The sequence below is a fragment of the Kitasatospora sp. NPDC048715 genome (assembly GCF_043198905.1).
In the GTDB taxonomy this organism is placed as follows: Bacteria; Actinomycetota; Actinomycetes; order Streptomycetales; family Streptomycetaceae; genus Kitasatospora; species Kitasatospora lactacystinica.
Window position 1 is genome coordinate 288,860 of record NZ_JBICVH010000009.1, and the last position, 22,756, is coordinate 311,615.

Consider the following 22,756-nt stretch of genomic DNA (forward strand, 5'->3'; position numbering starts at 1 on the left):
TCAGGACCAGACGATCAGTTCGCCGTTCAGGGTGAATCCCAGGAAGAGGGAGAGGGTGATCCGGCGGCCGCCCTCGAAGTCCCGCACCTGGTGGAAGTTGCGGCAGTCGAAGAAGACGCCTTCGCCGGGGTCGGCCCGCACCGTGGCCGACGGCGCGTCGGCGACGACCTCGGGGGCCCAGCCGTAGCCGTCCCTGCGGGTGTCGTCGGCGGGGATCCAGCGGTGCCGCCAGACGGTCAGCGCGCCGCCGTGCCCGGCGACGGTGAGGTGCAGGTTGAAGGCGAGTTGCACGAGGGGCTGGTCGTCGAGGCGGCCGGGGAACTCCCGCACCACCTCGTCGTAGTGGATCTTCGAGCCGGTGGGGAACTCGCGGAGGATGCCCGCGTGCAGCGGGCGGCCCCCGATGGTCGCGGGGCGCACCGGAATGCCGAGTTCGGTGCCCAGCCGCCGCATGAGGGTCACCGTCGGGTCGGTGTCGCCGTAGAGGTCGCGGGCGGCCTTCCGGGTCTGCTCCGCCTTCTCCCAGTAGGCGTCCCGGACCCGGCCCTGCCCGTAGTAGTCGTACACCGCGGGGCCGAACTTCAGGATCGGCGGGTCGAGCCGCTCCTCGTCGTAGGGCTCGAAGTCGGCCTGCTCGATGCGGGCGACGAGGTCGCTCAAGTCGCCCCGGTCGCCCCGGTCGCCCCGGAGCAGGCCGGGCACCCGGACGATCGCGCAGGTGCCGGCGGCCAGCCGCTGCAGAGCCTCCCGCAGCTCCCCGTCCCGGACCGTCTCCGCTCCGAACATCGCCTCGTCGTCGTCCTCGTCGTCCTGCCGGGTCGGTGTCATGGCAGCCGTGTTCCCCTCGGTGAGAGGCCGGACGGAAGGGCGGCAGCACCCACCCCGGAGCCCCGCCGTCGCGGGCGGTTTCGGGCTCCGGCGCCTCGGTCGCCTGGTGCCACGCGTGATGCCACGCCTGGTGTCACGCGTGATGCCACGCGCCCGCTCGGCCTGTCGCGTAAGGTCACTATCCCTTCGCCACGGGTCGTGGGCGAGCGTGCTCGTCCGGCCGGGTGAACAGCACGAGGGGCAACCCCGACCGGGGCCGCCGCTGGGTCGGGGGGAGCCGGTCGCGACGGGCGATGCTGACGGCCCGGCTCCGGTCCGGCGCACCGGACCGGCCTGGTACCTGATGGCGACCGACGATCACGTCTCATCCAGGCAGTCGCTCGTGACCAGCGGCGACGGCAGGGACCGTCCAGGACGGGTGGGTGTTGACCTGGGTCACGGTGGCCCCGGCCAACTGCTTGTAGCGGGTCGCGATCCGCTCGGCCTCCTCGACGGGCAGCGGCCCACCGTGCTCCTCGGCTCGCGCGATGGTCTCCTCCGGGCCCAGGTCCCGGTTGGCCAGCACGATCGCGTTGACGACCGGCCGGCGCATCCGGTCGTAGCGGCGGAGCGCGGTCACGGCGTCGTCGTCCCGGGTCAGGCACCAGGCCAGCACCCGGCTGTCGACGACGGACTGCGAGCCGCCGTTCATGCCCATGGGGAACATCGGGTGCGCGGCGTCGCCGAGGAGGGTGACCCGTCCGAAGCTCCAGCGCGGCAGGGGGTCGCGGTCGAGCATCGGGTACTCGACGATCACCGAGGAGCGTTCGGCGAGAGCCGCGAGGTCGATCCACGGCAGGTTCCACGACGACAGCCCGGCGCGAGCCTCCGCCGCGGTGACGCGGCGGCCGGGGCCGCCGGGAGGCGGGGCGGACGGGTCGTGCCGAACCTCCAGCACCCAGTTCACCAGGGCATCGGCAGCCGAGGTCGCGGGGTCCTCGACCGGGTAGGCGATGAACTTCGCGCCGGGGGTGCCCCCGGCCACCACGATCGAACGGCCGTCGAGGACGTGCGGGTGCCGTGCGAGCCCACGCCACATGTGGACGCCGTTCCCGCTCGGGGGGCTCTCGTCCGGGTACAACCGGCCGCGGACCACGGAGTCGATGCCGTCGGCGCCGACCAGCACGTCGCCGTCATCGACGACGGGCCGACCGCTCGACCGGTCCAGGAAGTGGGCACGGACGCCGCCCGCGCTCTGCTCGAACCCCTGGAACAGGAGGCCGGTACGGACCGAGTCCGGCCCCAGCCGCTCACGTACCGCCGTCAGCAGCAGCAACTGCAGACGCCCCCGGTGCACGGAGTACTGCGGCCAGCGGTATCCGGCCGCGCGTCCCAGCGGCTCCTCCCAGACCGTCCCGCCCGCCCGGTCGTGGTAGCTCAGCCGGTGCGGGGGCAGCGCGACGGAGTCCAGCCCGCCGTCCAGGCCGAGTTCGGCGAGTTCCCGGACGGCGTGCGGCAACAGGTTGATTCCGACACCGACCGCTTCGACCTTCCGCGCCGCCTCGTACACCCGTGGCGCGAAGCCGGCGGCGTGCAGGCTCAGGGCACAGGTCAGCCCGGCGATGCCGCCGCCCACGACGATCACTCTCATGTGTCTCCTCGTCCTTCGCCGGAGCCGCGGGTCCGGCCGATACCCGGCCACCAGCCTCGGGGCCCCGGCCGCGCGCGTCCAATACACAGCGGTGATGGCGGCCGTCACGATCGCTGATCGCACCGGGGGACCGCCGTACCGGCCCCGGACCGGTCGGAGGGTTCCACAATCCGTGCTCTCAACTGCGGAGTTGATAGCTTGTCGGTCATGGAACTCCGTACGCTCGAATACTTCGTCGCGGTGGCGGAGGAGCGGTCGTTCACCAAGGCGGCGGCCCGCTGCCATGTCGTGCAGCCCGCGATCAGCCAGCAGATCCAGGCCCTGGAGAAGGAACTGGGGGAGCCCCTCTTCGAACGCCTGCCCCGGCAGGTGGCCCTCACGTCCGGGGGCGCCGCCCTGCTGCCGCACGCCCGGGCCTGTCTGGCGGCGGCGGCGTCGGCCGTCCTGGAGTTCGCCGACCGGTCCGGTCTGGTCGGCGGATCGTTCGCGCTGGGGACCGTCGGCGGCCTGGAGGGCACCAGCATCCCCCGGCTGCTGGGGGAGTACCACCGCCGGTACCCCCGGGTCGCGGTGAGCCTCATCGGGGCGTCGAGTCCCTCGCTGCTGGCGAAGGTCCGCGACGGGGAGATCGACGCGGCCGTGGTCGCGGGACCGCTGGACGGCGAACCCGCCGCCGTGGCCTCGCGAGTGCTCCTGGAGGACCGGATCGTCGCGGTCCTCCCCGTCGGAAGCCGGCCCGCGAGCCGTCCGATGACCCTCGACGAGGCGGCCCGGAGCCCGGTCATCAGCTACGGTCCCGACAGCGGGGTGCACGCGTTCATCCGTGAGGCCTTCGCCGCAGCGGACCTGCGGCTGGACATCGCCTACGCGACGAACGACGTCGCCCTCCAACTCGCGCTGGTCGCGGAGCGGATCGGTATCGCCCTCACCTCCCACGCGAGTCCGGTCCTCACCGCCGACCGGCGTTTCGCCGTCGTGCCGCTGGAGCCCGCCATCAGGTTGCGGAAAGTGTTCGTGTGGCGAGCGGGCACCCGGCCGAGCGCGCCGTTGCGCGCCTTTCTCGACCTGTGGACGGAGCTCTCCGACCGGCCGGTGCGCTACGACGCCGACTCCGGCGCCACCACTGGTGGATGACGCGGATCCTCGCCCGGCTGCTGTCCGTTCCGATCGCCGCCTTCGGAGGCAAGACCTTCATGCCGTCCTCAGGCTGCTCAAAGCGGCGCGCTCTAGCGTCATCCAGCATGTCGAAGCGAAGCGTCCCCCTGGCAAGGGTGTTGGCACCCGCGAGCGTCCTCGCAGCGGTGGGGCTCGTCATCGCGGTGCTGCAGGGGCAGTCGAGCGGAGCGGAGGGCCGGCCGCCCATGTCCGTCCAGTCGGACTCGGTCCCGTCCCCGTCCCCCTCGGCCCCGTCCCCCTCGGTACCGTCCCTCTCCGCGACCCCCTCGGCACCGGTGACTTCCCCGGTGCCCGTGACCCCCTCGGCGAGCACCGGGGCCGGTCAAACCGTCCCTCCCGCCCCGGTCGCCGACGCGGCTCTGCGCAGCGCCGCCGCGCAGGCCGACGGCGCGGTCTCGGTCTCGGTCTCGGTCACCGACCTGGCCACCGGGCAGTCGCTCGCCTACGGCGCGTCCGGGCACGCCTTCGCCACCGCCAGCATCGTCAAGGTCGACATCCTGGCCACGCTGCTGCTCCAGGCCCAGGACCGGGGCACCGGGCTGAGCGACGCGCAGCAGAGCCTCGCCGCCGCGATGATCGAGAACAGCGACAACGACTCGGCCACGGCCCTGTGGAACGCGATAGGCCAGGAGGCCGGGCTGGACGCCGCCGACGAACGGTTCGGGCTGACCTCCACCGTGGCCGGCACGGACGGCTACTGGGGCCTCACCTCCACCACCGCCACCGACCAGGCGCGGCTGCTGCGCCAGGTCTTCACCGGCGACTCGATCCTCTCGTCCGCCTCGCGCGACTACATCCGGCAGTTGCTCGGCCAGGTCGAGAGCGACCAGCGCTGGGGCGTGAGCGCGGCGGCGACCGGCGGCGCGTACGCGGTGAAGAACGGCTGGCTGTCGCGGGAGGCGGACGATCTGTGGGTGATCAACAGCATCGGGACGGTCGAGTGCGACGGACACGAACTGCTGATCGCGGTGCTCTCGGACGGCAACGGGAGCGAGGACGCGGGCATCTCGCTGGTGCAGTCGGTGGCCCGGGCGGCTGCCGGTTCACTGAACGGGAGTTGAGCAGCTGGGCGGGAGTCGGGCGGCAGCTGCTCCTCCCGCCCGGTGAGCGCGGTCCGAGGGGGCCGTCCGGACCGTCCGGAGCGTCCGGAGCGTCCGGATCCCGGCGGAATCCCGGCAGAAGGCGCGGTGGCCAGGTCTCAGCGGATCGCGTTCCGGTCGGTCCGGTCACCGGGTCGGTGCGAGCCGGGCGAGCCGGCTCCGGTCGGGTCGGCACCGGTCGGGTCGGCACGGGGAGGCAGGAGGTCGCCGTGGTGCTGCTGGAGGAGGCGTTCGTGCTCGGCGCTGAAGTGGCTGCGCCAGACGCCGACGGGGAGTTCGCCGCTCGCGGGCCCGGGCAGGGCGGCGGCGAGGGCCGAGGCCGGGTGGGGGTGGCCGATGGCGGTCAGGAGCCGGTGCAGGGCGCGGTCGCGGGCTTCGGCGGAGCCGCCGTGGGCGGGGCCGGCGAGCTCCTCGTGGGTGAGCACGCAGACGGCGGGGTGGCGCAGCAGCCACTGGCAGCGGTGGGCTTCGCGCATGCCGGGGAAGCCCGGGTCGGTCAGGGCGAGGGTGATCCTGGCGTCCATGGTGGGCAGGGCGCCGACGATGTCGCGGTAGACGAGGTGTTCGGGCATCGAGCCGACCTGGCCGGCGGGTCGGGAGAGCAGGCGGATCTGCTCGATGACGCGGTCGCGGACGTCGCGGTGGTGGTAGACGATCGGCGGTCGTGCGGTGGTGTGCCAGGCGCGCAGGAAGCCGGCGTCGGCTCGTTCCAGGTCCAGGCTGTTGACGTACCAGCAGCCGCGGCCCGGCAGCAGGCGGGGCAGTTCGCTGTCGGGGACGCGGGACAGGCGGTCCTCGAGGACGGGGTCGACGGGTGAGGCGGCGGTGACCGGTTGGCCCAGGCGCCTCCACCACACCCGCCACAGGGCGGTCACCGCCAGCTGGAAGGCGGCCTCCAGCTCGGCCCGGTCGTCGCGCTGCCGCAGCAGCAGCCGTCCGGCTCTCTCCTGGCCGTAGGCGGCTCGGAGCACGGGGGAGACCTCGCCGGGGCCGGGCCGGTCATCGCCCTCCTGCTCGATGCCGCTCATGGTGCCGTAGGGGGTGTAGCCGAGTGCGGTGGTGATGCGGGCCAGCAGGGGAGTGCCGCTGCCGCGCGGCGAGACGACGATCAGCTGGGGCGCGGACATGGGAGGACTCCCGGGAGCGAGGCGGCGACGGGGGTGCGGGGTGCGCGGGCCGGGGCGGCGGGCGGGGCGAGGAGGAGGTCCTCGTAGGTGCGGTGGCGTCGGGTGGTGAGACGCTCGTGCAGCAGGGCGGCGGCGCGGGCGTGCTCGCCGGTGTCGACCAGGGCGCGGGCCAGCGTGTCCTGGACGATCTCGCGTTCCACCCGTACGCCGCCGATGCGCTCCACCTGTCCGCCCAGGCGGGTCAGGAGGTCGACGGCCGCGGGGGAGCGGCCGGCGGTCACGTGGGCGAGGGCCCGGACGACCGGGGCGAGGACCTCGCGGTAGTCGGGGCGCTCGTCATCGGCCGCCAGCCGCGCCAGGGCCTCGAGGTCGTCGGTGGCCGACTCGACGGCCAGGGCCAGGGCCAGGTTGAAGGTGTGGAAGACCTCCGCCATTCCGCCCTGCCCGGCCAGCAGGGCCCGCACGTGGTCGAGGTCGCAGCGGCCGGCGGGCTCCTGCCCGGCCAGCAGCAGGCGCCAGTTCGTCGCCGAGCGCATTCCCACGTCCGCACGGCCCAGGACCTCGTCGGCCCGCCGACGTGCGTCCGGGAAGTCCCCGCAGGCCAGCGACTGCAGGGCGGCGTGCCAGTTCAGGTGCTTGAACTGGACCGCCCGCGGGTCCTCCGCCAGCCACCGGTCGAGGAACGCGACGGCGGCGGGGCCGGCGCCCAGGTCCTGCTCGGCGTGCGCGCGGGCGTGCGCCGCGAGTCCGGCGCGCGGAAACCGGTCCAGCGCCTGCGCGGCCAGGTCGAAGGCCTCCTCGGCGCGGCCCTGCTCCGCGCGCGTCCACGCGAGCCTGCCCGTCCAGGGCCAGCTGTCCGCGCCGACCAGGGCGTGCTGCCGCTCGGCCAGCGCGTCACCGTGTGCGCGGTAGTCCGGCTCTCCGCAGGCGTGGAAGGCGTCCAGCAGAAGGGAAGCCACCTCGTCCCCGGGCCACTGCGCGAAGTGCGCCACCAGGTGGTCGGCCGTCAGCCGGAACTGCCGGTGGGTGTACAGGAAGACCCCGTACACCAGGCTCGCCGACCGTGCGTCGGCGTCCCGCGCGTCCCGGTACGCGACCACCAACTCCTCCCGCAGCACCTCGTCGCCCAGGCCCCCTCCGGTCGCCAGCACCAGGAGGGCCCGCGCCACGCCCAGCCGCGGAAACTCGTCCACCCACTCCCGCAGCAGCGGCACCGCGCGCCCGCTCAGCGCCGCCAACTCCCGTACCGCCGCGTCCTCCACCGACACACCCGTCGCCCCGGGACCGGCCCCGGCGCCACCGCCTCGCACCACGTCGGGCCCGCCGGATCAGACGCTCGACATGAACACGGCCGTGCAGACGATCCCGCTGCTCCCGCAATGGTTGCGGGGCAGGCTCAGCGGCAGACCGAGCTGATTGCCCGTCACCGTGCCGCTGTCGGCGACGGTGCCGCCGGTGGCCTGCGTGCCGCCCTGGTTGACACAGGAGTTGCCGAACACGGCATTGCCCGCACCGAGGATGTCGGCGTGGCCGACACCGGCCGGGGCGAGCGCCGCTCCCACGGCCGCACCCACCACCGCCACCCGCTTGCCCACGGCGCGTCCACCGGCGCCCGCGCTCTGCCGTCCAGCACCCGTCACCAGGCTCATCGTTCCCCTTCCCGGCGCAGCCCCGGCGACAGCCGGTCCCTGCGCAGACCCCGCGCGGGCAATCGCCCGGCGCGGTCTGGTCAACGACGGAACCGTGCTCCGGATACGCACCATCGGGTCGGTGCGCCCGGGCCGGGGGAACCGGGACGCCGCGGAGCCGATGTGCCGCCGACGACAGGTGATGTGCGAGCCCAACGGTGGAGGGCCGGCTACAGGGCCGCGATCCAGGGATGCCCGGGGTGTACGCGGGCGAGCAGCCCGGTCAGGGCCTCGCGCTGAGCCGGGGTCATGTGCGGGACGGTCGCGTCGAAGTCCGATTGATCCTTTCGGCGGACATGTTTGGCCTTGAACAGCAGGACCAGTTCGGGTGCCAGGTACGGGATGCCGTCCCGGGTGCGGAGGATGATGTCGCGGTAGGGAAGCCGGATCCTCTCATCGCGTCGGCAGATCCAGGTGTCGCCGTCGTGCGGTTCGCGGAACACGTCGAGCAGATAGCTTCCGGTGACCGGATCGCGGAGCCAGGTCTGGTGCACGGCGGCCAGCACCTCCGGTGCGGCGTCCTCCCAGATCCGGCCGCTGCCCGCCGCGTCGAAGACGTACCCGGGGAAGCGGGAACGGACCTCGAGGAAGCTCGCGGCCGGAATCGCGATCTCGATGTCTCCATGAGCGCGCGTCCGCCTGCCGCGGAACAGGTCCAGCGCCCAGCCCGCGGCGACGTACCAGGGGGTGCCGATCCCCGCCAACCGCTGCGCGACCTCACCCGGGGTCCAGCAGGACGACCATCTGGCGTCGAGGGCTTCGATCTCGTCGGGCGACAGCTCGATGCCGCCGCCGGGCAGTTGCTCGCTCACCGCAGGAATCTATCAGCGGGCTCGACGGCCCGGCCGGGTTCGACGCAGGAGGCCGGCGGGCAGCCCCGACGTGGATGATCCCGTCGTCGGCGTAGCCGAGGTCGTCGACGGCGATCCGCTGATCTGTCGGGACGCGCGGTACGGTCCCGGTCTCCATGGAGAGGATCACGACCGTGCAGCATCGCCACCCGGTCCGCCGCGGAGCAGTGGACCGGCCGGCAGGCCGACCTCAGCGGCACAGTCCTGGACCAGGCCGAGGCCGAACGCCTGGGCGCGGACATCCTCGGCCCACTGCTGGCCGCACCCACCCAGCAGCCCGCCAGATCACCGGCCGACGCCCGCCGCTACTGGCCGTTCCGATCCCCGCGGGCCGCCACGCCCGCGGCCGGCTCGTCTTTCATCTCTTCGCCGCCCTGGCGGAGTTCATCCGCGAGCTCATCGTGACCGCGGTGGGGCGGCCGCCGACCTCGCCGTGGGCGGGCGGCGGCCAGGCCGTCGCTCCGGTCCGATCCGGGAAGTCCGCTCGACACCTTGCTCCTATAGCGTGCGCCGGTACCGAAAGTCCGTAACGGCCGTAGGCCGTGGTCAAGGAGCCAGCGATGGGGACACCGGCATCCGCCCGGGCCGGGGAGCTGAGGCGCCATCTGGGCCTGTCCGACGCCGTGGTGATCGGGCTCGGGTCGATGATCGGCGCGGGGATCTTCGCCGCGCTCGCCCCGGCCGCCGGCGCGGCCGGTTCCGGTCTTCTGCCGGGCCTCACCCTGGCCGCGGTGGTGGCGTACTGCAACGCCACCTCCTCCGCCCGGCTGGCCGCCCGCTACCCGCAGTCCGGCGGCACGTACGTCTACGGCCGTGAGCGGCTCGGGGAGTTCTGGGGCTACCTGGCGGGCTGGGGCTTCGTGGTCGGCAAGACCGCCTCCTGCGCGGCGATGGCCCTCACCGTGGGCTCCTACGTGTGGCCCGGTCGGGCGCACGCGGTCGCGGTCGCCGCGGTGGTGGCGCTGACCGCGGTGAACTACGTCGGCGTGCAGAAGTCCGCGTGGCTGACCCGGGGGATCGTCGCCGTCGTCCTGGCGGTGCTCGCCGCCGTGGTCACCGCCTGCACGACCGGCCCCGCCGTCGAGGGCGCGCGGCTCGCCATCGGCTCGGACGCGACCTTCGGCGGGGTGCTCCAGGCCGCCGGGCTGCTGTTCTTCGCGTTCGCCGGCTATGCGCGCATCGCCACCCTCGGCGAGGAGGTCCGCGACCCGGAGCGAACCATCCCCCGCGCGATCCCCATCGCGCTCGCCGTCGCGCTCGTCGTCTACGCCGCCGTTGCCGTGGCCGTGCTCGCCGTGCTCGGGCCCGACCGGCTCGCCCACACCACCGCACCGCTCACCGAGGCCGTGCGCGTCGCCGGCGTTCCCGCACTCGCCCCGGTGGTGCGCACCGGGGCGGCCGTCGCGGCGCTCGGCTCGCTGCTCGCGCTGATCCTCGGGGTCTCGCGCACCACCCTGGCGATGGCCCGCGACCGGCACCTGCCCCGCGCCCTGGCCTCCGTCCACCCGCGCTTCCACGTGCCGCACCGCGCCGAGCTCGCGGTCGGTGCGGTGGTCGCGGTCCTGGCCGCCACCACGGACCTTCGCGGCGCGATCGGTTTCTCCTCCTTCGGCGTGCTGGCCTACTACGCCATCGCCAACGCCTCCGCCTGGACCCTCACCCCCGCCGAAGGCCGCCCCGCCCGGATCGTCCCCGTCGTCGGCGCCGTCGGCTGCGTGCTCCTGGCCTTCGCCCTGCCACCCGCCTCGGTCCTGTGGGGAGCCGCAGTGATCGCGGCCGGTGCCGCCGCCTACTGCCTGCGCAAGGCCATCACCCGCTGCTGACATCACCATGCAGTGATGCGCCGGTCGATGTCGGTGGCGGCTCCGAGCCCGCCGCCGAGTCCGCCGGTCGAACGGCGCCTTGACGAAGCGGAGCGGCGCGGGCAGGTGTCGAGGACCGCGCCGCTGTGAGGGCGGCAGGGTGAGTCGGCACGGAAGGGTGTTCGTCGACAGGGCGCCGGCTCTGAAGACGGGGTCAACTCTGGGCGCGGCTCAGGATCCAGACGCCGTAGGCGTCGTTCGCGGGGTGCAGCTGATAGGTGCCCGCCCGAAGGTCGACGCGCAGTCCGGCGGCGGTCAGGTCCGCCTCGAACTCCGACGCCGTGCAGGTCCGGGCGTGCGGCGGTGGGTCCTGCAGGTGGAAGCCGACCAGGATCCGGCCGTTCTCGCCGAGCACGTCGCGCATCGCGCCCAGTGCCCTGCGTTCCGTGCCCTCGGCCAGGTAGACGATGACGTTGCCCACGCAGACGACCAGGTCGAACGGGCCGTCGTCGGGGCCGAGGTCGAGGATGTCGCGTTCCTCGATCGGCAGCCCGGGGTAGGTCTCCCGAGCCTGCCGGACCAGGGCCTCGTCGGGCTCGATCGCGACCACGTCGTGCCCCCGCTGCAGGAGCGCGGCGGCCACCCGCCCCATACCGGCGCCGGCGTCGAGCACTCGGGCACCGCGCGGCAGGAGCGTGTCGGCGAGCCGGGCCTCACCGTCGACGTCCTCGCCCGCGGAGATGAGCTCGGCGAACCGCTTGCCGAAGTTCCCGCTCTGTCCCGCCTCCTGCCAGCGGGTTCGCCTCGTCGTCATCGGTATGAGCTCTCCGTGCGGCAGCGTGATCCTGTCCATGTCCCGCATCCTAGGGCGAGACCGCCGGGACCGGTCATGGCCGCTGAACGCCCGCCCGTGCATGCTCGAAAACGTCGAACGCTCCGGCAGGCTGCGATGAGCCCGGTCGTGGTGCCGGTAGCGCTGCCTTCCCGGCTCACCACGTCGGGCAGGGCCGGCGCCCCGGCGCGGAGCGGCCGCCGCGCCGGGACGGCCGTTACGCGGCCCGGGCCGGGGCCGCCGGGGCGAGCGGGGAGAGCGCCGCGTACTCCAAGGGGGCGGACGGGTCGATCGAGAGGTTCATCGGGGAGGGGGCCGCGCCCGAGCGGACCAGGAGGTCGCCGATGGCCGCGATCATCGCGCCGTTGTCGGTGCACAGGCGCAGCGGCGGCACCCGCAGGGTGATCCCGGCCGCGGCGCACCGCTGTTCGGTCAGGGCGCGGATGCGGGAGTTGGCGGCGACCCCGCCGACCACGACGAGGGTGTCGATCCCGTGGTCGGTGCAGGCCCGGACGGCCTTGCGGGTGAGGGTGTCCGCGATGGCCTCCTGGAGCGCCGCGGCCGCGTCCGGGACGTGCGGTTCGGCGCCGGCCGCCCGTCGGGCCTCGACCCAGCGGGCGGCGGCGGTCTTGAGGCCGGAGAAGGAGAACGCGTACGGGGGGTCGTTGGGCCCGCTGAGCGGGCGGGGGAGGCGTACCGCGTTCGGGTCGCCGTCGCGGGCGGCGCGGTCGATGGCGGGCCCGCCGGGGTAGGGCAGGCCGAGGATCCGGGCGACCTTGTCGAAGCACTCGCCGGCGGCGTCGTCGAGGGTGTCGCCGAGGTGGACGATCGGGTCGCGGGCGAGGTCGCGCACCAGCAGCAGGGAGGTGTGCCCGCCGGAGACGATCAGCACGACGCACGGGTTCGGCAGGGGTTCGCCGTCCAGCGCGGCGGCGGCGACGTGTCCGGCGAGGTGGTGGACGCCGTAGAGGGGGACGCCGAGCGAGAAGGCGTAGCTCTTGGCCGCCGCGACTCCGACCTGGAGCGGGCCGGACAGGCCGGGTCCGGCGGTGACGGCGACGGCGCCGACGTCGGCGAGGGTGAGTCCGGCCCGGTCGAGGGCCTCGCGGACCACGGGGGCCATCGCGTGGACGTGGGCGCGGGCGGCGATCTCCGGTACGACCCCGCCGTAGCGGGCGTGCTCGTCCATGCTCGACGCGACCGCCTGTCCGAGCAGGACCCCGTCGCGGACGAGACCGGCGCCGGTCTCGTCGCACGAGGACTCGATCCCCAGCACCACCGGCGAGTCCGGCATCACGCGCACCCCTTATTGCTGATCGATGTGCAATTGCGACCATTGTGCAATAAGGCTGGGAGTGCTGGTCCGGCAGGTCCGGTTTCCCCGGTCCGTCCCGCGGGGAGTCCACCGGGTCCACCGGGTCCACCGGGTCCACCGGGCCCGCCGGCGGCCCGCGATCGGGCGGTCCGCCGGCGGGACGCGAACGGTAGGTCAGGAGGCGGGCATCAGGACCGTGTCGACGATGTAGACGGTGGCGTTGGCGGTCTGGACGTTTCCGCACAGGACCTTGGCGTCGCCGTCGACGGTGAAGTCGGGTGCGGCGCCGGTGACCGTGAGGTCGTGGGTCTCCAGGGTCTTGTGGCCCCCGGCGAGGGCGGTGGGGGCGAGGCGCTGGGGGACGACGTGGTGGGTGAGGATCTTGGTCAGCGTGTCCTTGTCGGCGAGGGCGGCGTCCAGGGTGGCCTTGGGAATCTTGTCGAAGGCCTCGTTGGTGGGCGCGAAGACGGTGATGTTCTGCGCGGAGTTGAGGGTGTCGACGAGGCCCGCCTGCTTGACGGCGGTCACCAGGGTGGACAGCAGCGGGTTGTTGGAGGCGGCGGTGGCGACCGGGTCCTTGGCCATGCCGGTGAAGGAGCCCGCACCGTCCTTGGGCACGGCCGCACAGGCGGTGCCGAACGGCCGGTCGCCCATGGCGGCACCGGCCGCCGACGCGGTGGTACCGGCCGCCGGCGCGGCGGCGGGGGCCTTCGCCGGGGAGACGGAGGCGGAGGGCGATCCGGAGCCGCTGCCGCAGGCCCCGAGGCCGAAGGCGAGCGCGGTCGCGGCGAGGACGGCGGTGACGGTGTCGCGGCGGCGGGTGGTGGCGTTCATCGCAGTGATCTCCTTGTGAGGGTGCAGCGGTCGGCCCCTCGGGCGGACCGCCCCGGACGGCGCCGGGTACGTGAAGGTGGTCGTGAAGGTGGTCTGGTGGAGGCCGGGCGGGTCGGCCGGGGCTCTCAGGTGACGGTGACGACGGTGCTGTGCCAGCCGGTGGCGCCGGACGGGTAGGGGGCGGCCCGGTCCCCGGTCTGGACGGCGCCGGTCGCATCGGTCGCCCGGACCTCGATCCGGTGGGTGCCGGGCGCGGCCCCGGGCCAGGTGTGGGTCCACTGCCGCCACAGGTCCGGTCCGGCGTCGGCGGCGAGCATCGCCTGCTGCCAGGTGCCGCCGTCGATCCGGACTTCGACCGCGGCGATGCCGCGGTGGGTCGCCCACGCGGTGCCGGCGACCGTGACGTCCCCGGCGGGTACGCGGGCGAACGGGGCCGGGACGTCGATGCGCGAGGCGGTGCGCACCGCACCGGTGCGGTCCCAGCCCCGGCGCACCCAGTACGGATCGAATGCGGCGAAGGTGGTGACGTCCAGGTCGACGAGCCACTTGGTGGCGGAGGCGTAGCCGTAGAAGCCGGGGACGACGCTGCGGCAGGGGAAGCCGTGGGCGACGGGCAGGGCCTCGCCGTTCATCGCGACCGCCAGCAGTGCGCGCCGTCCGTCGAGCACCGGCTCCAGCGGCGTTCCGATGGTCATGCCGTCCTGTGAGCGGCCGACCAGCTGGTCCGCGCCGCGGTGCACGCCGGCACGGCGCAGCAGGGCGGGGAGGGAAGCGCCGAGCCAGCGGGTGGTGCCGACGTAGGGGCCGCCCACCTCGTTGGAGACGCAGGACAGCGTGTGGTCCATCTCCTCCAGGGGTTCGTGCAGCAGGTCGTCGAAGGTCAGCAACAGCGGGTGGTCGACCAGGCCCCGGATGCGCAGCGCCCAGCGCCGCGGGTCGATACGGGGGAGTGCGAGCGCGGTGTCCACCCGGTAGAAGTCCGTGTTCGAGGTGATGAACGGGGACAGGCCCGCGACCTTCGGACGGACCGGGAGCGGCAGGGGCGGCAACGGTTCCACGGCGGGCGGGATGCGGACGGACGCGCGGACGGCGCCGACGTCGAAGAGGCGGTCCGTCAGGATCCTGCCTCCCGTGACCGCGACCGCGCCGACGGCGATCGTCCCGCCGGTGACGGCGAGAACGGCCCGGCGGGTGGTGCCCGCGGGCCCGGTGCGCCGCTCCTGGCGGGCGCTCCCGCCGGTGGGGTGTCCGATCGTGGGGACCGTGTTCACCGGCTGCGGGGCCGACCCCGTCATGCGTGAGAGGGCGAGGACGGTGGCCGCGCCGACGAGGCCCGCCACGAGGGCCGGTACGACGTCCGCCGCGCCCGCTCCCGGCCGGGAGAGCGCGGCCCAGGCACCCAGCACGCCGAAGGCCGCGAAGACGCCCGCTCCGGTCCTCGGGCGGCCAGCCGACAGCCATCCGGCACCGGCGGCGAGCAGGGCCGCCGTCAGGTGGATTCCGCCGAGCAGCACCGTCTTGTCGTACGCGCCGAAGGTGCGGACGGCGTATTCCTTGAGCGGGGTCGGCGACAGGTCGACGGCCGCGGAGCCCACCGCGATGACCGGCGCGGTGTCGGGCCCGGTGAAGGCGGCGGCCAGGTCTCCCGCACCGAGTGCGGCCGAGGCGGCCGCCAGCCCGGTCGCCGCTGCCACGCCGACGCGGCGGAGGCGGTCGGGACGGGCGCGGAGGGGCGCGGAAGCGTCGGATGGATTCTTGCTCACGCCGAGGGTTCGAGGCGCCCGGGGCCGCGGATGGGTCGCCGCGCCGGACTCACCCCAACGGGTCGGGCGGCATCCGGCATTGACGGTGGGCGCAGCAGGCACGGACCGGCAGGCGGTTCGGCCAATCCGGGCGCGGGCCCGCTCCGAAGGGCGGATGTGAGTTCCGCACTGTCCGCCCGGCCGGGACCGCACCGCTGTCCCGCCGGGACCATGAGGAGGCCCTCGATGTCTGCCGTCCGCCGATCGGGCTCGACGCCCGCCCAGTGCGAAGGAACGGACGGATGAGCGCCGTCGTCCACCTGTCCGGTCCCGGACGGCCGGTACCGGACCTGACGGAACTGCTCGCCCGCGTCGCGCGCGGGGACCAGGACGCGTTCTCCCGGCTGTACGACGTGGTGGCCGGTCCGGTGCTGGGGCTGGTGCGCAGGGTTCTGCGCGATCCCGCGCAGTCCGAGGAGGTCGCCCAGGAGGTGCTGCTGGAGGTGTGGCGCACCGCTGCCCGCTACCGGGCCGAGCGCGGTGAGGTGATGCCGTGGGTGCTGACCATCGCGCACCGGCGCGCGGTGGACCGGGTCCGCTCGGCGCAGGCCGCCGCCGACCGCGACCAGCGCGTCGCGGCAGCCTCCCACACCCCGGTGTTCGACGAAGTCGCCGAACAGGTCGAGGGCAGACTGGAGCGCGAGCAGGTCAGGCGCTGCATGAGGACGCTCACCGAACTGCAGCGGGAATCGTTGACACTGGCGTACTACCGCGGTTACACCTACCCCCAGGTCGCCGAGGTCGTCGGCGCACCGCTGGGCACGATCAAGACCCGCGTGCGCGACGGGCTGATCCGTCTGCGCGACTGCCTGGGGGTGGGAGCATGACCGCCGCCGACCTGCACACCCTGACCGGCGCCTACGCCGTCCACGCCCTCTCCCCCGCCGAAAGCGCGGAGTTCGAAGGCCACTTGGCCGACTGTCCGGCCTGCGCCCAGGAGGTGGCCGAGTTCGCCGCGACCCTGGCCAGGCTCGGGGCCGCGCGGGCCGTCGTGCCACCCGAGGCCCTCAAGGCCCGGGTGATGGCCGCCCTGCCCGGCGTGCGGCAGGAGGCGCCCCGGACCGCCGCTCTGCCCGGTGCGGGCTCCCGGTCCGGCCGGCGGGCGGGCGGGTGGACGAAGTTCGCGCTGGCCGCCTGCCTGGCCGTCGCGGTCGGCTCCGGTGGCCTCGCCGTCCAGCAGCACCGGCAGGCCGGCGACGCGCGCGCCCGGGCGGCCGCGCTCCAGCAGCGGGCGGACCGGCTGACGGGTCTGCTGACGGCGCCCGACGCCCGCACGGCCACCGGAACCGCGGCGGGCGGAACCGGCGTGGGGACGGTGGTGTGGTCGCACGACCGCGGTCAGGCCGCCTTCCTCGCTTCCGGCATGCCCACCCCGGCCGAGGGCACCACGTACCAACTGTGGTTCGACGACTCCGGGACGATGCGATCGGCCGGGCTGCTGTCCCGTGGGGACGGCGGGCTGGTGCTGTCCGGGCCACTGGGCGGGGCGACGGGTATCGGCGTCACCGTGGAGCCCGCCGGGGGTTCGACGCACCCCAGTGGGGTACCGGTCGTGCTCCTCTCGCTCACCTGAGAGGGCGTTCGGGCTCGCGGGCTCCGGGCCGTCCGGTCCGGGTGCCTCGCCGGGTCGGCGCTACATCATTGGTGGGGCGCCGACCCGCACCCGATCCGTCGCCGGCGGCAGGGCCTCACCCGGAGGGCCTGTCGCCCACGGTTCCGCGTACTCCCTGGTCGAGGCCGAGGCGTTTGTTGAGGGCCTCGCCCGAGGGGAGGGGGTCGATGAAGCTGTGCAGGAAGGCGAGCATCGCGTCGGTGTCCAGGCCCTCGCAGGCGGCGTCCATCGAGGCGTAGAGGAACTCCTCGATCCCGGCGACCGCGGTGGCCAGGCGCTCGCCCTCGGGGGTGAGGCTGAGCTGGAGGTAGCGGCGGTCCTCGGCGTCGGTGCGGCGCTCGACCAGTCCGGCCGCGACGACGCGTTCGACCAGCCGGCTCGGGTTGGTGCCGCTCTCGCACACCAGGAGCTGACCGAGCCCGTTGAGGCTCAGGGTGCCGTGCTGCTGGAGCAGGCGCAGCACCTCGGCCTGCGAGGGGGTGATGCCGTGGGGTTTGAGGGCCTGGATCAGCAGCCGGTTGCCTTCGCGCTGGGCTGCCAGGATCGCGAACCGCAGGTGTTCGGCCTTACGCATCGATGTCCTTCCGGGTGGTCGGCAGGGGGTCGAGGAAGTTCTCGACCGCGGCGGCGTAGGTTACCGGGTGCGAGAAGCGGAACATGTGGCCGGTGCGCGGCAGCACGACCTCCCGGGCGTCGGGGATGCCCGCGAGCATGACCTTCGAAGCGTTCTCGCCGATCAGCACGTCGTGCGAGGGGGTCAGGATCAGGGTCGGGACCTGGATCCGGTCGAGCACGTCGACGTAGTCGGCCGTGAAGACCGCCGACACGCGCGCACCGAAGGAGGCGGCCGGGGTGTTGGCGAGGAAAAGTTCGCGGCTGCGCGCCTCGCTCCAGGGCACCTGGCCCTCGCCGTCGAACGGGGAGGCGAGGCGGTGGGCGTGGAACCGCAGCGTCAGCTGCCGGTAGAGCGGGCCGGGCGCCTTGCCCATCGCCTGGGCCAGTGCCTTCATGGGCTTCGAGTCGATCGGGTCGGCCGCGAATCCGCCGGACACGACCAGGGCGCGCAGGCCCCGCGGGCAGCGGGTGGCGAGGGCGAGCGCGATGTTCGCGCCGAACGAGTCGCCGACCAGCACGTAGTCGTCGAGGTCGGCGATCGCGTTCTCGACGTGGTCGGCGTAGCGCTCGATGCTGTCGACGCCCTCGGGCAGGCGCAGCGTGCGCTTGGGCGCCTCGCCGTAGGGGGCGAGCTGTTCGGCGCTCCACGGGGCGCCGGAGAAGCAGGGGATGAAGACGAGGGTCGGATTCTTCGCTGCAGTGTTCATGGAGAACATATTACACGACACATGTGTCGCGTCACATGTTGGCGGGCGAGGCGCCGACGGCCGGCTGTGCGACGCCCGGCTGCGCCGAGTGGTGCCCGGCGGCTCGTGTCGCCCTCGGACCACTCCGCGCAAAGGCGACGGCGGGGCGGGGCCGGGTGTCCGGACCTCCGCCCCGCCGTCGCTGCGGGGTGGTGCTGGGCGTGGTGGGCGGGCTCGGTCAGTAACCGACGATCTGCAGGCCGGAGTTGACGGTGAGGTAGAAGGTGTGGGCGTCGGGCCCGAGGGCCAGGCCGGTCACCCAGTTGAGGCCGGTGATGCCCTCGGCCGGGACGAGGGTGTTGGTCGCGGTGTCCAGGGCGAGGACCGAGGCCTTGCCGTCGCTGCTGGTGAGGTCCTGCTGGACCATGTACAGCCGGGTGCCGTCCGCGCCCACCGACGGGTTCTGCAGCCACTGGCCCGGGGAGATGTCCAGGGTGGAGAGGGCGTCCGTGGCGAGGTCGACGGCGTAGCCGGTGCCGTCGTTCCCCACGCCGTAGAGCCGGGTGCCGTCCGGGGAGAGGGCCAGGCTCGGGACGGAGCCGATCGGGGCGGCGATGGCACCGGCGACGGTCGGGGTCCCGGTGCCGGTGTCCAGACGGACCAGGTTCTCGTCGGTGGCGGCGTAGGCGGCGTCACCGGCCGGAGGCGTGACGATCGAGCCCAGGTAGCGGCCGGGGACCGGCACGGCGGCGGTGAAGCCCTGCTGCTGCGGGGAGAAGGAAAGGACCCGGGCGCTCGGCTCGGCCGGGCGGTGGTAGCGGGCCGGTCCGTCCTGGCCGACGTAGACCCTGGCGCCGTCCGCGCTGACCGCCAGCGAGGTGAGCGCCCCGGGGAGGGTCCCGTCGGGGCGCGGCTGGTCCGGTGCCTCCGTGCTGGAGACCACGGTGTCGGTGGCCGTGTCGATGGCGCCCAGGCTGGACAGCGGTGCCTTGCGGGCGGTCGAGAAGAGCACGTAGACGCGCGAGCCGTCGGGGCTGACGGCCAGCGGTCCCGGACCGGCCCCGAGCCCGGTGGACAGCGTGACCACCGCGGTGATCGCCCCGCTCTGGGTGTCGACCACCTTCACCTTGGCGCCGTTGATGCTGTCCTTCACCGCGACGTACGCCTTGCGCCCGTCCGGGCCGACCGCCACCGAGGCGGGTGACGAGTCCAGCTCGACGGTCCGCGGGACCCCCGGGACCGGCTCGCCGGACGTGCCGGTGACGGCGCCGGCGGAGCCGGACCCGGCGAGCAGCAGTGCCGCGCCCGCCGCCAGAGAACCTAACCAACGAGCCTTCGACAAAAGTGAGTTCATGTGACCCTCCCCTTCGGACACCGCGGGTCCCCGCGATGGAAGGCAAAGGCTACGGGACGTACGCGTACGGGGTGCGGCTTCAGGATGCGGGGCCGGCGCGCGGGTCACCCGCCAGGCGTGCGACGGGGCTCCGCGAGCAGGGCGCGGAAGGCCGTGGCCACCGCGCCGGGGTGTTCCTGCATGGCGACGTGGCCGACGCCGGGCAGGGTGAGGAGCCGGGCGTCGCGGAAGGCGGCGTAGGCCCGGGCCGCCGAACGGAAGGGGACGAGGCGGTCCTCGCGGCCGTAGACGAGCAGGGTGGGGGCGGTGACCCGGTGGGCCTGGTGCCAGGCCGAGGCCTCGCCGGCGGGGCGCAGGTGGGATCGGACGACGGCGCGCACGCCCTGCGCCAACATCTGCTGGGCGTAAGGGAGTTCGGCGCGGCGCAGGCGTTCGCGCGCCTCCGTCGCCCGCTGTTCGGCGTCGACGCGGGACGGGTCGGCGTAGATCAGGCCGTAGAGGTCGTCGAGCTGCCGGTCGGGGCTCCGGGCGGACAGCAGCCGGGCGTACAGGCGGTGAGCGCCCGGCAGGCCCAGCAGGGAGATCCGCAGGGCCTGGGGCGGCGGGAGGGCGGGCAGGACCGGCGAGACCAGGGTCAGGGTGGAGACCAGCTCCGGGCGGTGGGCGGCGAGGTGGAGGGCGGTCAGGCCGCCGAGGGAGTTGCCGACCAGGTGGACGCGGCGGTGCCCGGTGCGGTCGAGGTGGCGGGCGACGGCCGCGGCCTGGCGCCGGACGGTGACGAGGCCGTCGGGCGGGGGAGCGGAGCGGCCGAAGCCCGGGAGGTCGAGGGCCAGGCAGTGCACCGACGGCCGGAGGCGCTCGATCAGGGCGGCCCAGTTGTGGGTCCAGCCGCCCAGCCCGTGCAGGAAAACGGCGGTCTCGGCGTCCGGGCGGGCGCCGGGTGCGTACTCGGCGGCGAGCGGTCGGCTCATGACGGTTCGCTCCCCGCTCTCACGCGCGCCGTGCCGCGGAGGACTCCGCCACCGCGAGCCGGTAGTGGTCGAGGAGCCGGTCGCCGACCGCCTCCCAGCTGCGTTCCGCCACCGAGGCCCGGCCGGCCCGGCCGAGCGTTCGGCGCAGTTCCGCGTCGCGGGCGAGCCGCTCCACCGCCTCCCGGAAGCCCCCGCCAGCGCCGGGCGGCACGAGGAAGCCGGTGCGCCCGGGGAGCACCAGGTCGAGCGGTCCGCCGGCCGCCGGGGCGACGACGGGCAGGCCGCTGGCCATCGCCTCCTGGAGGGTCTGGCCGAAGGTCTCGAACGGCCCGGGGTGGGCGAACACGTCGAACGAGGCGTAGAGCCGGGCGAGTTCGTGCCCGGTGCGGCGGCCCAGGAAGAGCGCGTCGGGCAGTGCCGCACCCAGCCGGGCGCGGCACGGGCCGTCGCCGACCACCACCAGCCGTACGCCCGGGAGCCGGGACGTCTCGGCCAGCCGCTCGACCTGCTTCTCCGGTGCCAGCCGCCCGACGTAGCCGACCAGCACCTCACCGGGCCGGCCGAGGTGGCGGCGCAGGGCCTCGTCCCGGTGGCCGGGATGGAAGCGCACGCAGTCGACGCCGCGCGGCCACAGGTGGACCCGGGGGATCCCGTGGGCCGTCAGGACGTCGAACGAGGCCCTGGACGGCGCCAGGGTCCGCGCGGCCGCCGTGTGGATGTGCCGCAGCCGGCGCCAGGCCAGCCGGGCTCCGGCCGCGCCTGCGAAGGGCAGGTAGGTCCGGGCGTAGGCGGCGAGGTCGGTCTGGTAGACGGCGACGGCGGGGACGCCCGCGCGCCCGGCCGCCGCCGCGCCGGCGGCCCCGAGCGCGAACGGGCTCGCCAGGTGGACCACGTGCGGGCGGTGCCGTTCGACGGCGTCGGCCACCCGGCGCCCGGGGAGGGCGATCCGCACCTCGGGGTAGCCGGGCAGCGGGACCGACGGGACGCGGACCACCCGGTAGCCGTACGCCGCCCCGCAGTCCTCGTTCTCGCGCCGCTGCGCCGCCGGTGCCACCACCAGCGGGACGTGCCCCCGGGCGAGGAGGTGCTCGGCGGTGCGGAGCACGCTGTGGGCCACGCCGTTGAGCTGCGGGGCGAAGGACTCGGCGACGATCACCACCCGCAGCGGCCCGTCGTCGTCGGCCGGGCCGTCCGTGGCGGGCGCCGCCCGCCCGGGCAGGACCCCGCTCACCGGGCGGCCTCCGCGGCCGGTGCGGTCTCCGCGGCCTCCGCCGCCACGGCCTCGGGGCGGGCCGGGACGGACCGGCCGACCGCGCGCAGGTCCCGGAGGATCTCCCGGAAGCAGGCGGTCAGGCCCGCCTCGGCGTACGGCACGCCGATCTCCGCGCAGTACGCGCGCACGATGGTCGAGGCCGGGCGCAGCGCCGGCACCGGCATGGCCGGGAAGAGGTGGTGCTCGATCTGGTGGCCGAGGCCGCCGAAGAGGAAGTGGACGAACCGGCCGGCCCGCAGATTGCGGGAGGGCAGCACCTGCCGCCGGAGGAAGTCGGTGCGCTGCGCGCCGGGGCCGGTCAACGGCATGCCCTTGTGGTTGGGGGCGAAGATGCAGCCCAGGTAGACGCCGAGCAGCGCCCCGAACAGCGCGGTGAAGGCGAGCGCCTGGAGCGGAGCGAGCACGAGGACGGTCAGGGCCGCCGCGAGGACGTAGTGCAGTGCGGCGAGGGTGCGTTCCAGGACGGGGTGGCGGACGGTGCCACGGGTGAGGGTCAGGCCGGTGGCGACGAGCAGGCCGAGCGCCTGGAGGGAGAGCAGCGGGAAGAACAGCTCCGCCTGGTACCGGGCCATGAGGCGTCGCAACCCCCGTGCCCGGTCGGCCTGTTCGGCGGTTCTGGCGAAGAGGATGGCATCGGCGGCCGGGTCGCGGCCCTCGTGGTTCGGGTGGGCGTGGTGCCGGTTGTGGTCGTCGACCCACCAGCCGTAGCTCATGCCGACCACCAGGTTCCCCAGCACGATGCCCACCAGGTCGGTCGTCCGGCGGTCGGCGAACACCGCGCGGTGCGCGACGTCATGGCCGAGCAGCGCCAACTGGCCCAGCACGAGGGCGAACAGCGGTGCGAGGCCGAGCTGCCACCAGCTCGCGCCGAGCGCGACGAACCACGCGAGCAGCCCCGCCAGCGCGGCGAACAGCCCCACGCTCCGGCACGCGTAGTAGAGCGGGCGCCGACGCAGCAGACCGGCCCCGGCCACGCGCCGGTACAGCTCGGCGAATTCGCCGCGCCGGGCGGTCCCGGCACTCGGAGTGTCCTGAACGGTCATGCCACCAATCCGGTCTCGGGCCGCCACGGCCGGCCGTCGCCGCGCGGCGTGCCCCGGGCAGGGGAGCCCTGAGACTTCCTTACTCCACCGGCCGCTGTCCCGCGCCGCCGGTGAACGCAACCTGATCGAGTGGGTGGCGGGCACGGGTTGACGGTCCGCTGTTCACGGGTCGAGAACCCGTACGGAACGCTGCCGGGGGAGAAGGACCGCCCCTGAC

At 74.4% G+C, this 22,756-nt stretch carries 21 protein-coding genes; 5 read left to right on the forward strand and 16 right to left on the reverse strand.

The genetic code is table 11. The features are described 5' to 3' along the window. Both ACGFSC_RS19095 and ACGFSC_RS19100 read right to left on the reverse strand, forming a co-directional pair. Entirely contained in the window at positions 1 to 828 is an 828-nt protein-coding gene (locus ACGFSC_RS19095; protein WP_359910248.1) for a proline hydroxylase, read from the reverse strand. A gap of 364 nt (positions 829 to 1,192) precedes the next feature. Beyond that, entirely contained in the window at positions 1,193 to 2,458 is a 1,266-nt protein-coding gene (locus ACGFSC_RS19100) for an FAD-dependent monooxygenase (RefSeq protein WP_359910251.1), read from the reverse strand. 207 nt (positions 2,459 to 2,665) lie between these two features. On the opposite strand from ACGFSC_RS19100, the gene ACGFSC_RS19105 reads away from it, so the two are divergent. Both ACGFSC_RS19105 and ACGFSC_RS19110 read left to right on the forward strand, forming a co-directional pair. Next, the gene (locus ACGFSC_RS19105) at positions 2,666 to 3,592 is read left to right on the forward strand and encodes a LysR family transcriptional regulator (RefSeq protein ID WP_359910254.1); all 927 of its coding nucleotides are present in this window, start codon (positions 2,666 to 2,668) and stop codon (positions 3,590 to 3,592) included. Positions 3,593 to 3,921: 329 nt separating this feature from the next. Then, complete coding sequence (locus tag ACGFSC_RS19110) at positions 3,922 to 4,695, forward strand: serine hydrolase (protein WP_359910257.1); 774 nt, start codon at positions 3,922 to 3,924, stop codon at positions 4,693 to 4,695. Positions 4,696 to 4,832: 137 nt separating this feature from the next. Here ACGFSC_RS19110 and ACGFSC_RS19115 read toward each other — a convergent pair whose 3' ends face one another. The 4 genes from ACGFSC_RS19115 to ACGFSC_RS19130 form a co-directional block, all read right to left on the reverse strand. Then, positions 4,833 to 5,861 carry a hypothetical protein gene (locus ACGFSC_RS19115; protein WP_359910260.1) on the reverse strand — a complete coding sequence of 343 codons (1,029 nt, stop codon included), beginning with the start codon at positions 5,859 to 5,861 and terminating at the stop codon, positions 4,833 to 4,835. Continuing rightward, positions 5,843 to 7,129 carry a hypothetical protein gene (locus ACGFSC_RS19120; protein WP_359910263.1) on the reverse strand — a complete coding sequence of 429 codons (1,287 nt, stop codon included), beginning with the start codon at positions 7,127 to 7,129 and terminating at the stop codon, positions 5,843 to 5,845. Before ACGFSC_RS19120 ends, ACGFSC_RS19115 begins: the two co-directional genes overlap by 19 nt. Positions 7,130 to 7,189: 60 nt before the next feature. Continuing rightward, the gene (locus tag ACGFSC_RS19125; protein ID WP_359910265.1) at positions 7,190 to 7,510 is read right to left on the reverse strand and encodes a chaplin family protein; all 321 of its coding nucleotides are present in this window, start codon (positions 7,508 to 7,510) and stop codon (positions 7,190 to 7,192) included. A gap of 209 nt (positions 7,511 to 7,719) precedes the next feature. Beyond that, positions 7,720 to 8,361: a nucleotidyltransferase domain-containing protein gene (locus ACGFSC_RS19130; RefSeq protein ID WP_359910268.1), complete on the reverse strand. Its 642-nt coding sequence runs from the start codon at positions 8,359 to 8,361 to the stop codon at positions 7,720 to 7,722. Between the two features lie 599 nt (positions 8,362 to 8,960). On the opposite strand from ACGFSC_RS19130, the gene ACGFSC_RS19135 reads away from it, so the two are divergent. Then, positions 8,961 to 10,223: an APC family permease gene (locus ACGFSC_RS19135; RefSeq protein WP_359910271.1), complete on the forward strand. Its 1,263-nt coding sequence runs from the start codon at positions 8,961 to 8,963 to the stop codon at positions 10,221 to 10,223. A gap of 193 nt (positions 10,224 to 10,416) precedes the next feature. Here the strand turns inward: ACGFSC_RS19135 and ACGFSC_RS19140 are convergent, their stop codons facing one another. From ACGFSC_RS19140 to ACGFSC_RS19155, 4 genes are all read right to left on the reverse strand, one after another. Continuing rightward, positions 10,417 to 11,055 (reverse strand): class I SAM-dependent methyltransferase, encoded by a 639-nt coding sequence (locus ACGFSC_RS19140; protein ID WP_359910274.1) that lies wholly within the window; start codon positions 11,053 to 11,055, stop codon positions 10,417 to 10,419. 196 nt (positions 11,056 to 11,251) lie between these two features. Next, a complete protein-coding gene (tsaD, locus tag ACGFSC_RS19145) occupies positions 11,252 to 12,328 on the reverse strand; it encodes a tRNA (adenosine(37)-N6)-threonylcarbamoyltransferase complex transferase subunit TsaD (protein WP_359910277.1) in 1,077 nt (358 codons plus the stop codon). A 195-nt stretch (positions 12,329 to 12,523) separates the two neighbouring features. Next, the gene (locus ACGFSC_RS19150; RefSeq protein WP_359910280.1) at positions 12,524 to 13,183 is read right to left on the reverse strand and encodes a fasciclin domain-containing protein; all 660 of its coding nucleotides are present in this window, start codon (positions 13,181 to 13,183) and stop codon (positions 12,524 to 12,526) included. Between the two features lie 125 nt (positions 13,184 to 13,308). Further along, entirely contained in the window at positions 13,309 to 14,877 is a 1,569-nt protein-coding gene (locus ACGFSC_RS19155) for a molybdopterin-dependent oxidoreductase (protein ID WP_359910283.1), read from the reverse strand. A gap of 350 nt (positions 14,878 to 15,227) precedes the next feature. Here ACGFSC_RS19155 and ACGFSC_RS19160 point away from each other — a divergent pair, with 350 nt between their 5' ends. Then, positions 15,228 to 15,812: a sigma-70 family RNA polymerase sigma factor gene (locus tag ACGFSC_RS19160; RefSeq protein ID WP_359910286.1), complete on the forward strand. Its 585-nt coding sequence runs from the start codon at positions 15,228 to 15,230 to the stop codon at positions 15,810 to 15,812. Further along, entirely contained in the window at positions 15,809 to 16,558 is a 750-nt protein-coding gene (locus tag ACGFSC_RS19165; protein ID WP_359910289.1) for an anti-sigma factor domain-containing protein, read from the forward strand. The genes ACGFSC_RS19160 and ACGFSC_RS19165 overlap by 4 nt, the downstream gene beginning before the upstream one ends. Positions 16,559 to 16,673: 115 nt before the next feature. Here the strand turns inward: ACGFSC_RS19165 and ACGFSC_RS19170 are convergent, their stop codons facing one another. The 6 genes from ACGFSC_RS19170 to ACGFSC_RS19195 all read right to left on the reverse strand — a co-directional run bounded on the left by ACGFSC_RS19170 (position 16,674) and on the right by ACGFSC_RS19195 (position 22,539). Continuing rightward, the gene (locus ACGFSC_RS19170; protein ID WP_359910292.1) at positions 16,674 to 17,171 is read right to left on the reverse strand and encodes a MarR family transcriptional regulator; all 498 of its coding nucleotides are present in this window, start codon (positions 17,169 to 17,171) and stop codon (positions 16,674 to 16,676) included. Beyond that, the gene (locus ACGFSC_RS19175) at positions 17,164 to 17,919 is read right to left on the reverse strand and encodes an alpha/beta hydrolase (RefSeq protein ID WP_359910295.1); all 756 of its coding nucleotides are present in this window, start codon (positions 17,917 to 17,919) and stop codon (positions 17,164 to 17,166) included. Before ACGFSC_RS19175 ends, ACGFSC_RS19170 begins: the two co-directional genes overlap by 8 nt. A 217-nt stretch (positions 17,920 to 18,136) precedes the next feature. After that, positions 18,137 to 19,252 carry a YncE family protein gene (locus tag ACGFSC_RS19180; RefSeq protein WP_359910298.1) on the reverse strand — a complete coding sequence of 372 codons (1,116 nt, stop codon included), beginning with the start codon at positions 19,250 to 19,252 and terminating at the stop codon, positions 18,137 to 18,139. A gap of 104 nt (positions 19,253 to 19,356) precedes the next feature. Beyond that, positions 19,357 to 20,223, reverse strand: a complete 867-nt coding sequence (locus ACGFSC_RS19185; RefSeq protein WP_359910301.1) for an alpha/beta hydrolase — start codon at positions 20,221 to 20,223, stop codon at positions 19,357 to 19,359. Between the two features lie 19 nt (positions 20,224 to 20,242). Beyond that, the gene (locus tag ACGFSC_RS19190; RefSeq protein ID WP_359910343.1) at positions 20,243 to 21,388 is read right to left on the reverse strand and encodes a glycosyltransferase family 1 protein; all 1,146 of its coding nucleotides are present in this window, start codon (positions 21,386 to 21,388) and stop codon (positions 20,243 to 20,245) included. A 62-nt stretch (positions 21,389 to 21,450) separates the two neighbouring features. Further along, positions 21,451 to 22,539: an acyl-CoA desaturase gene (locus ACGFSC_RS19195; protein ID WP_359910304.1), complete on the reverse strand. Its 1,089-nt coding sequence runs from the start codon at positions 22,537 to 22,539 to the stop codon at positions 21,451 to 21,453. Positions 22,540 to 22,756: the final 217 nt, after the last annotated feature.

What these genes read in the sequence shown, in the direction of transcription:
- ACGFSC_RS19095 (WP_359910248.1), bottom strand. Translation starts at nt 828, where the DNA reads ATGACACCGACCCGGCAGGACGACGAGGACGACGACGAGGCGATGTTC.
- ACGFSC_RS19100 (WP_359910251.1), bottom strand. Translation starts at nt 2,458, where the DNA reads ATGAGAGTGATCGTCGTGGGCGGCGGCATCGCCGGGCTGACCTGTGCC.
- ACGFSC_RS19105 (WP_359910254.1), top strand. Translation starts at nt 2,666, where the DNA reads ATGGAACTCCGTACGCTCGAATACTTCGTCGCGGTGGCGGAGGAGCGG.
- ACGFSC_RS19115 (WP_359910260.1), bottom strand. Translation starts at nt 5,861, where the DNA reads ATGTCCGCGCCCCAGCTGATCGTCGTCTCGCCGCGCGGCAGCGGCACT.
- ACGFSC_RS19125 (WP_359910265.1), bottom strand. Translation starts at nt 7,510, where the DNA reads ATGAGCCTGGTGACGGGTGCTGGACGGCAGAGCGCGGGCGCCGGTGGA.
- ACGFSC_RS19135 (WP_359910271.1), top strand. Translation starts at nt 8,961, where the DNA reads ATGGGGACACCGGCATCCGCCCGGGCCGGGGAGCTGAGGCGCCATCTG.
- ACGFSC_RS19140 (WP_359910274.1), bottom strand. Translation starts at nt 11,055, where the DNA reads ATGGACAGGATCACGCTGCCGCACGGAGAGCTCATACCGATGACGACG.
- tsaD (WP_359910277.1), bottom strand. Translation starts at nt 12,328, where the DNA reads ATGCCGGACTCGCCGGTGGTGCTGGGGATCGAGTCCTCGTGCGACGAG.
- ACGFSC_RS19150 (WP_359910280.1), bottom strand. Translation starts at nt 13,183, where the DNA reads ATGAACGCCACCACCCGCCGCCGCGACACCGTCACCGCCGTCCTCGCC.
- ACGFSC_RS19160 (WP_359910286.1), top strand. Translation starts at nt 15,228, where the DNA reads ATGAGCGCCGTCGTCCACCTGTCCGGTCCCGGACGGCCGGTACCGGAC.
- ACGFSC_RS19165 (WP_359910289.1), top strand. Translation starts at nt 15,809, where the DNA reads ATGACCGCCGCCGACCTGCACACCCTGACCGGCGCCTACGCCGTCCAC.
- ACGFSC_RS19170 (WP_359910292.1), bottom strand. Translation starts at nt 17,171, where the DNA reads ATGCGTAAGGCCGAACACCTGCGGTTCGCGATCCTGGCAGCCCAGCGC.
- ACGFSC_RS19175 (WP_359910295.1), bottom strand. Translation starts at nt 17,919, where the DNA reads ATGAACACTGCAGCGAAGAATCCGACCCTCGTCTTCATCCCCTGCTTC.
- ACGFSC_RS19180 (WP_359910298.1), bottom strand. Translation starts at nt 19,252, where the DNA reads ATGAACTCACTTTTGTCGAAGGCTCGTTGGTTAGGTTCTCTGGCGGCG.
- ACGFSC_RS19185 (WP_359910301.1), bottom strand. Translation starts at nt 20,223, where the DNA reads ATGAGCCGACCGCTCGCCGCCGAGTACGCACCCGGCGCCCGCCCGGAC.
- ACGFSC_RS19195 (WP_359910304.1), bottom strand. Translation starts at nt 22,539, where the DNA reads ATGACCGTTCAGGACACTCCGAGTGCCGGGACCGCCCGGCGCGGCGAA.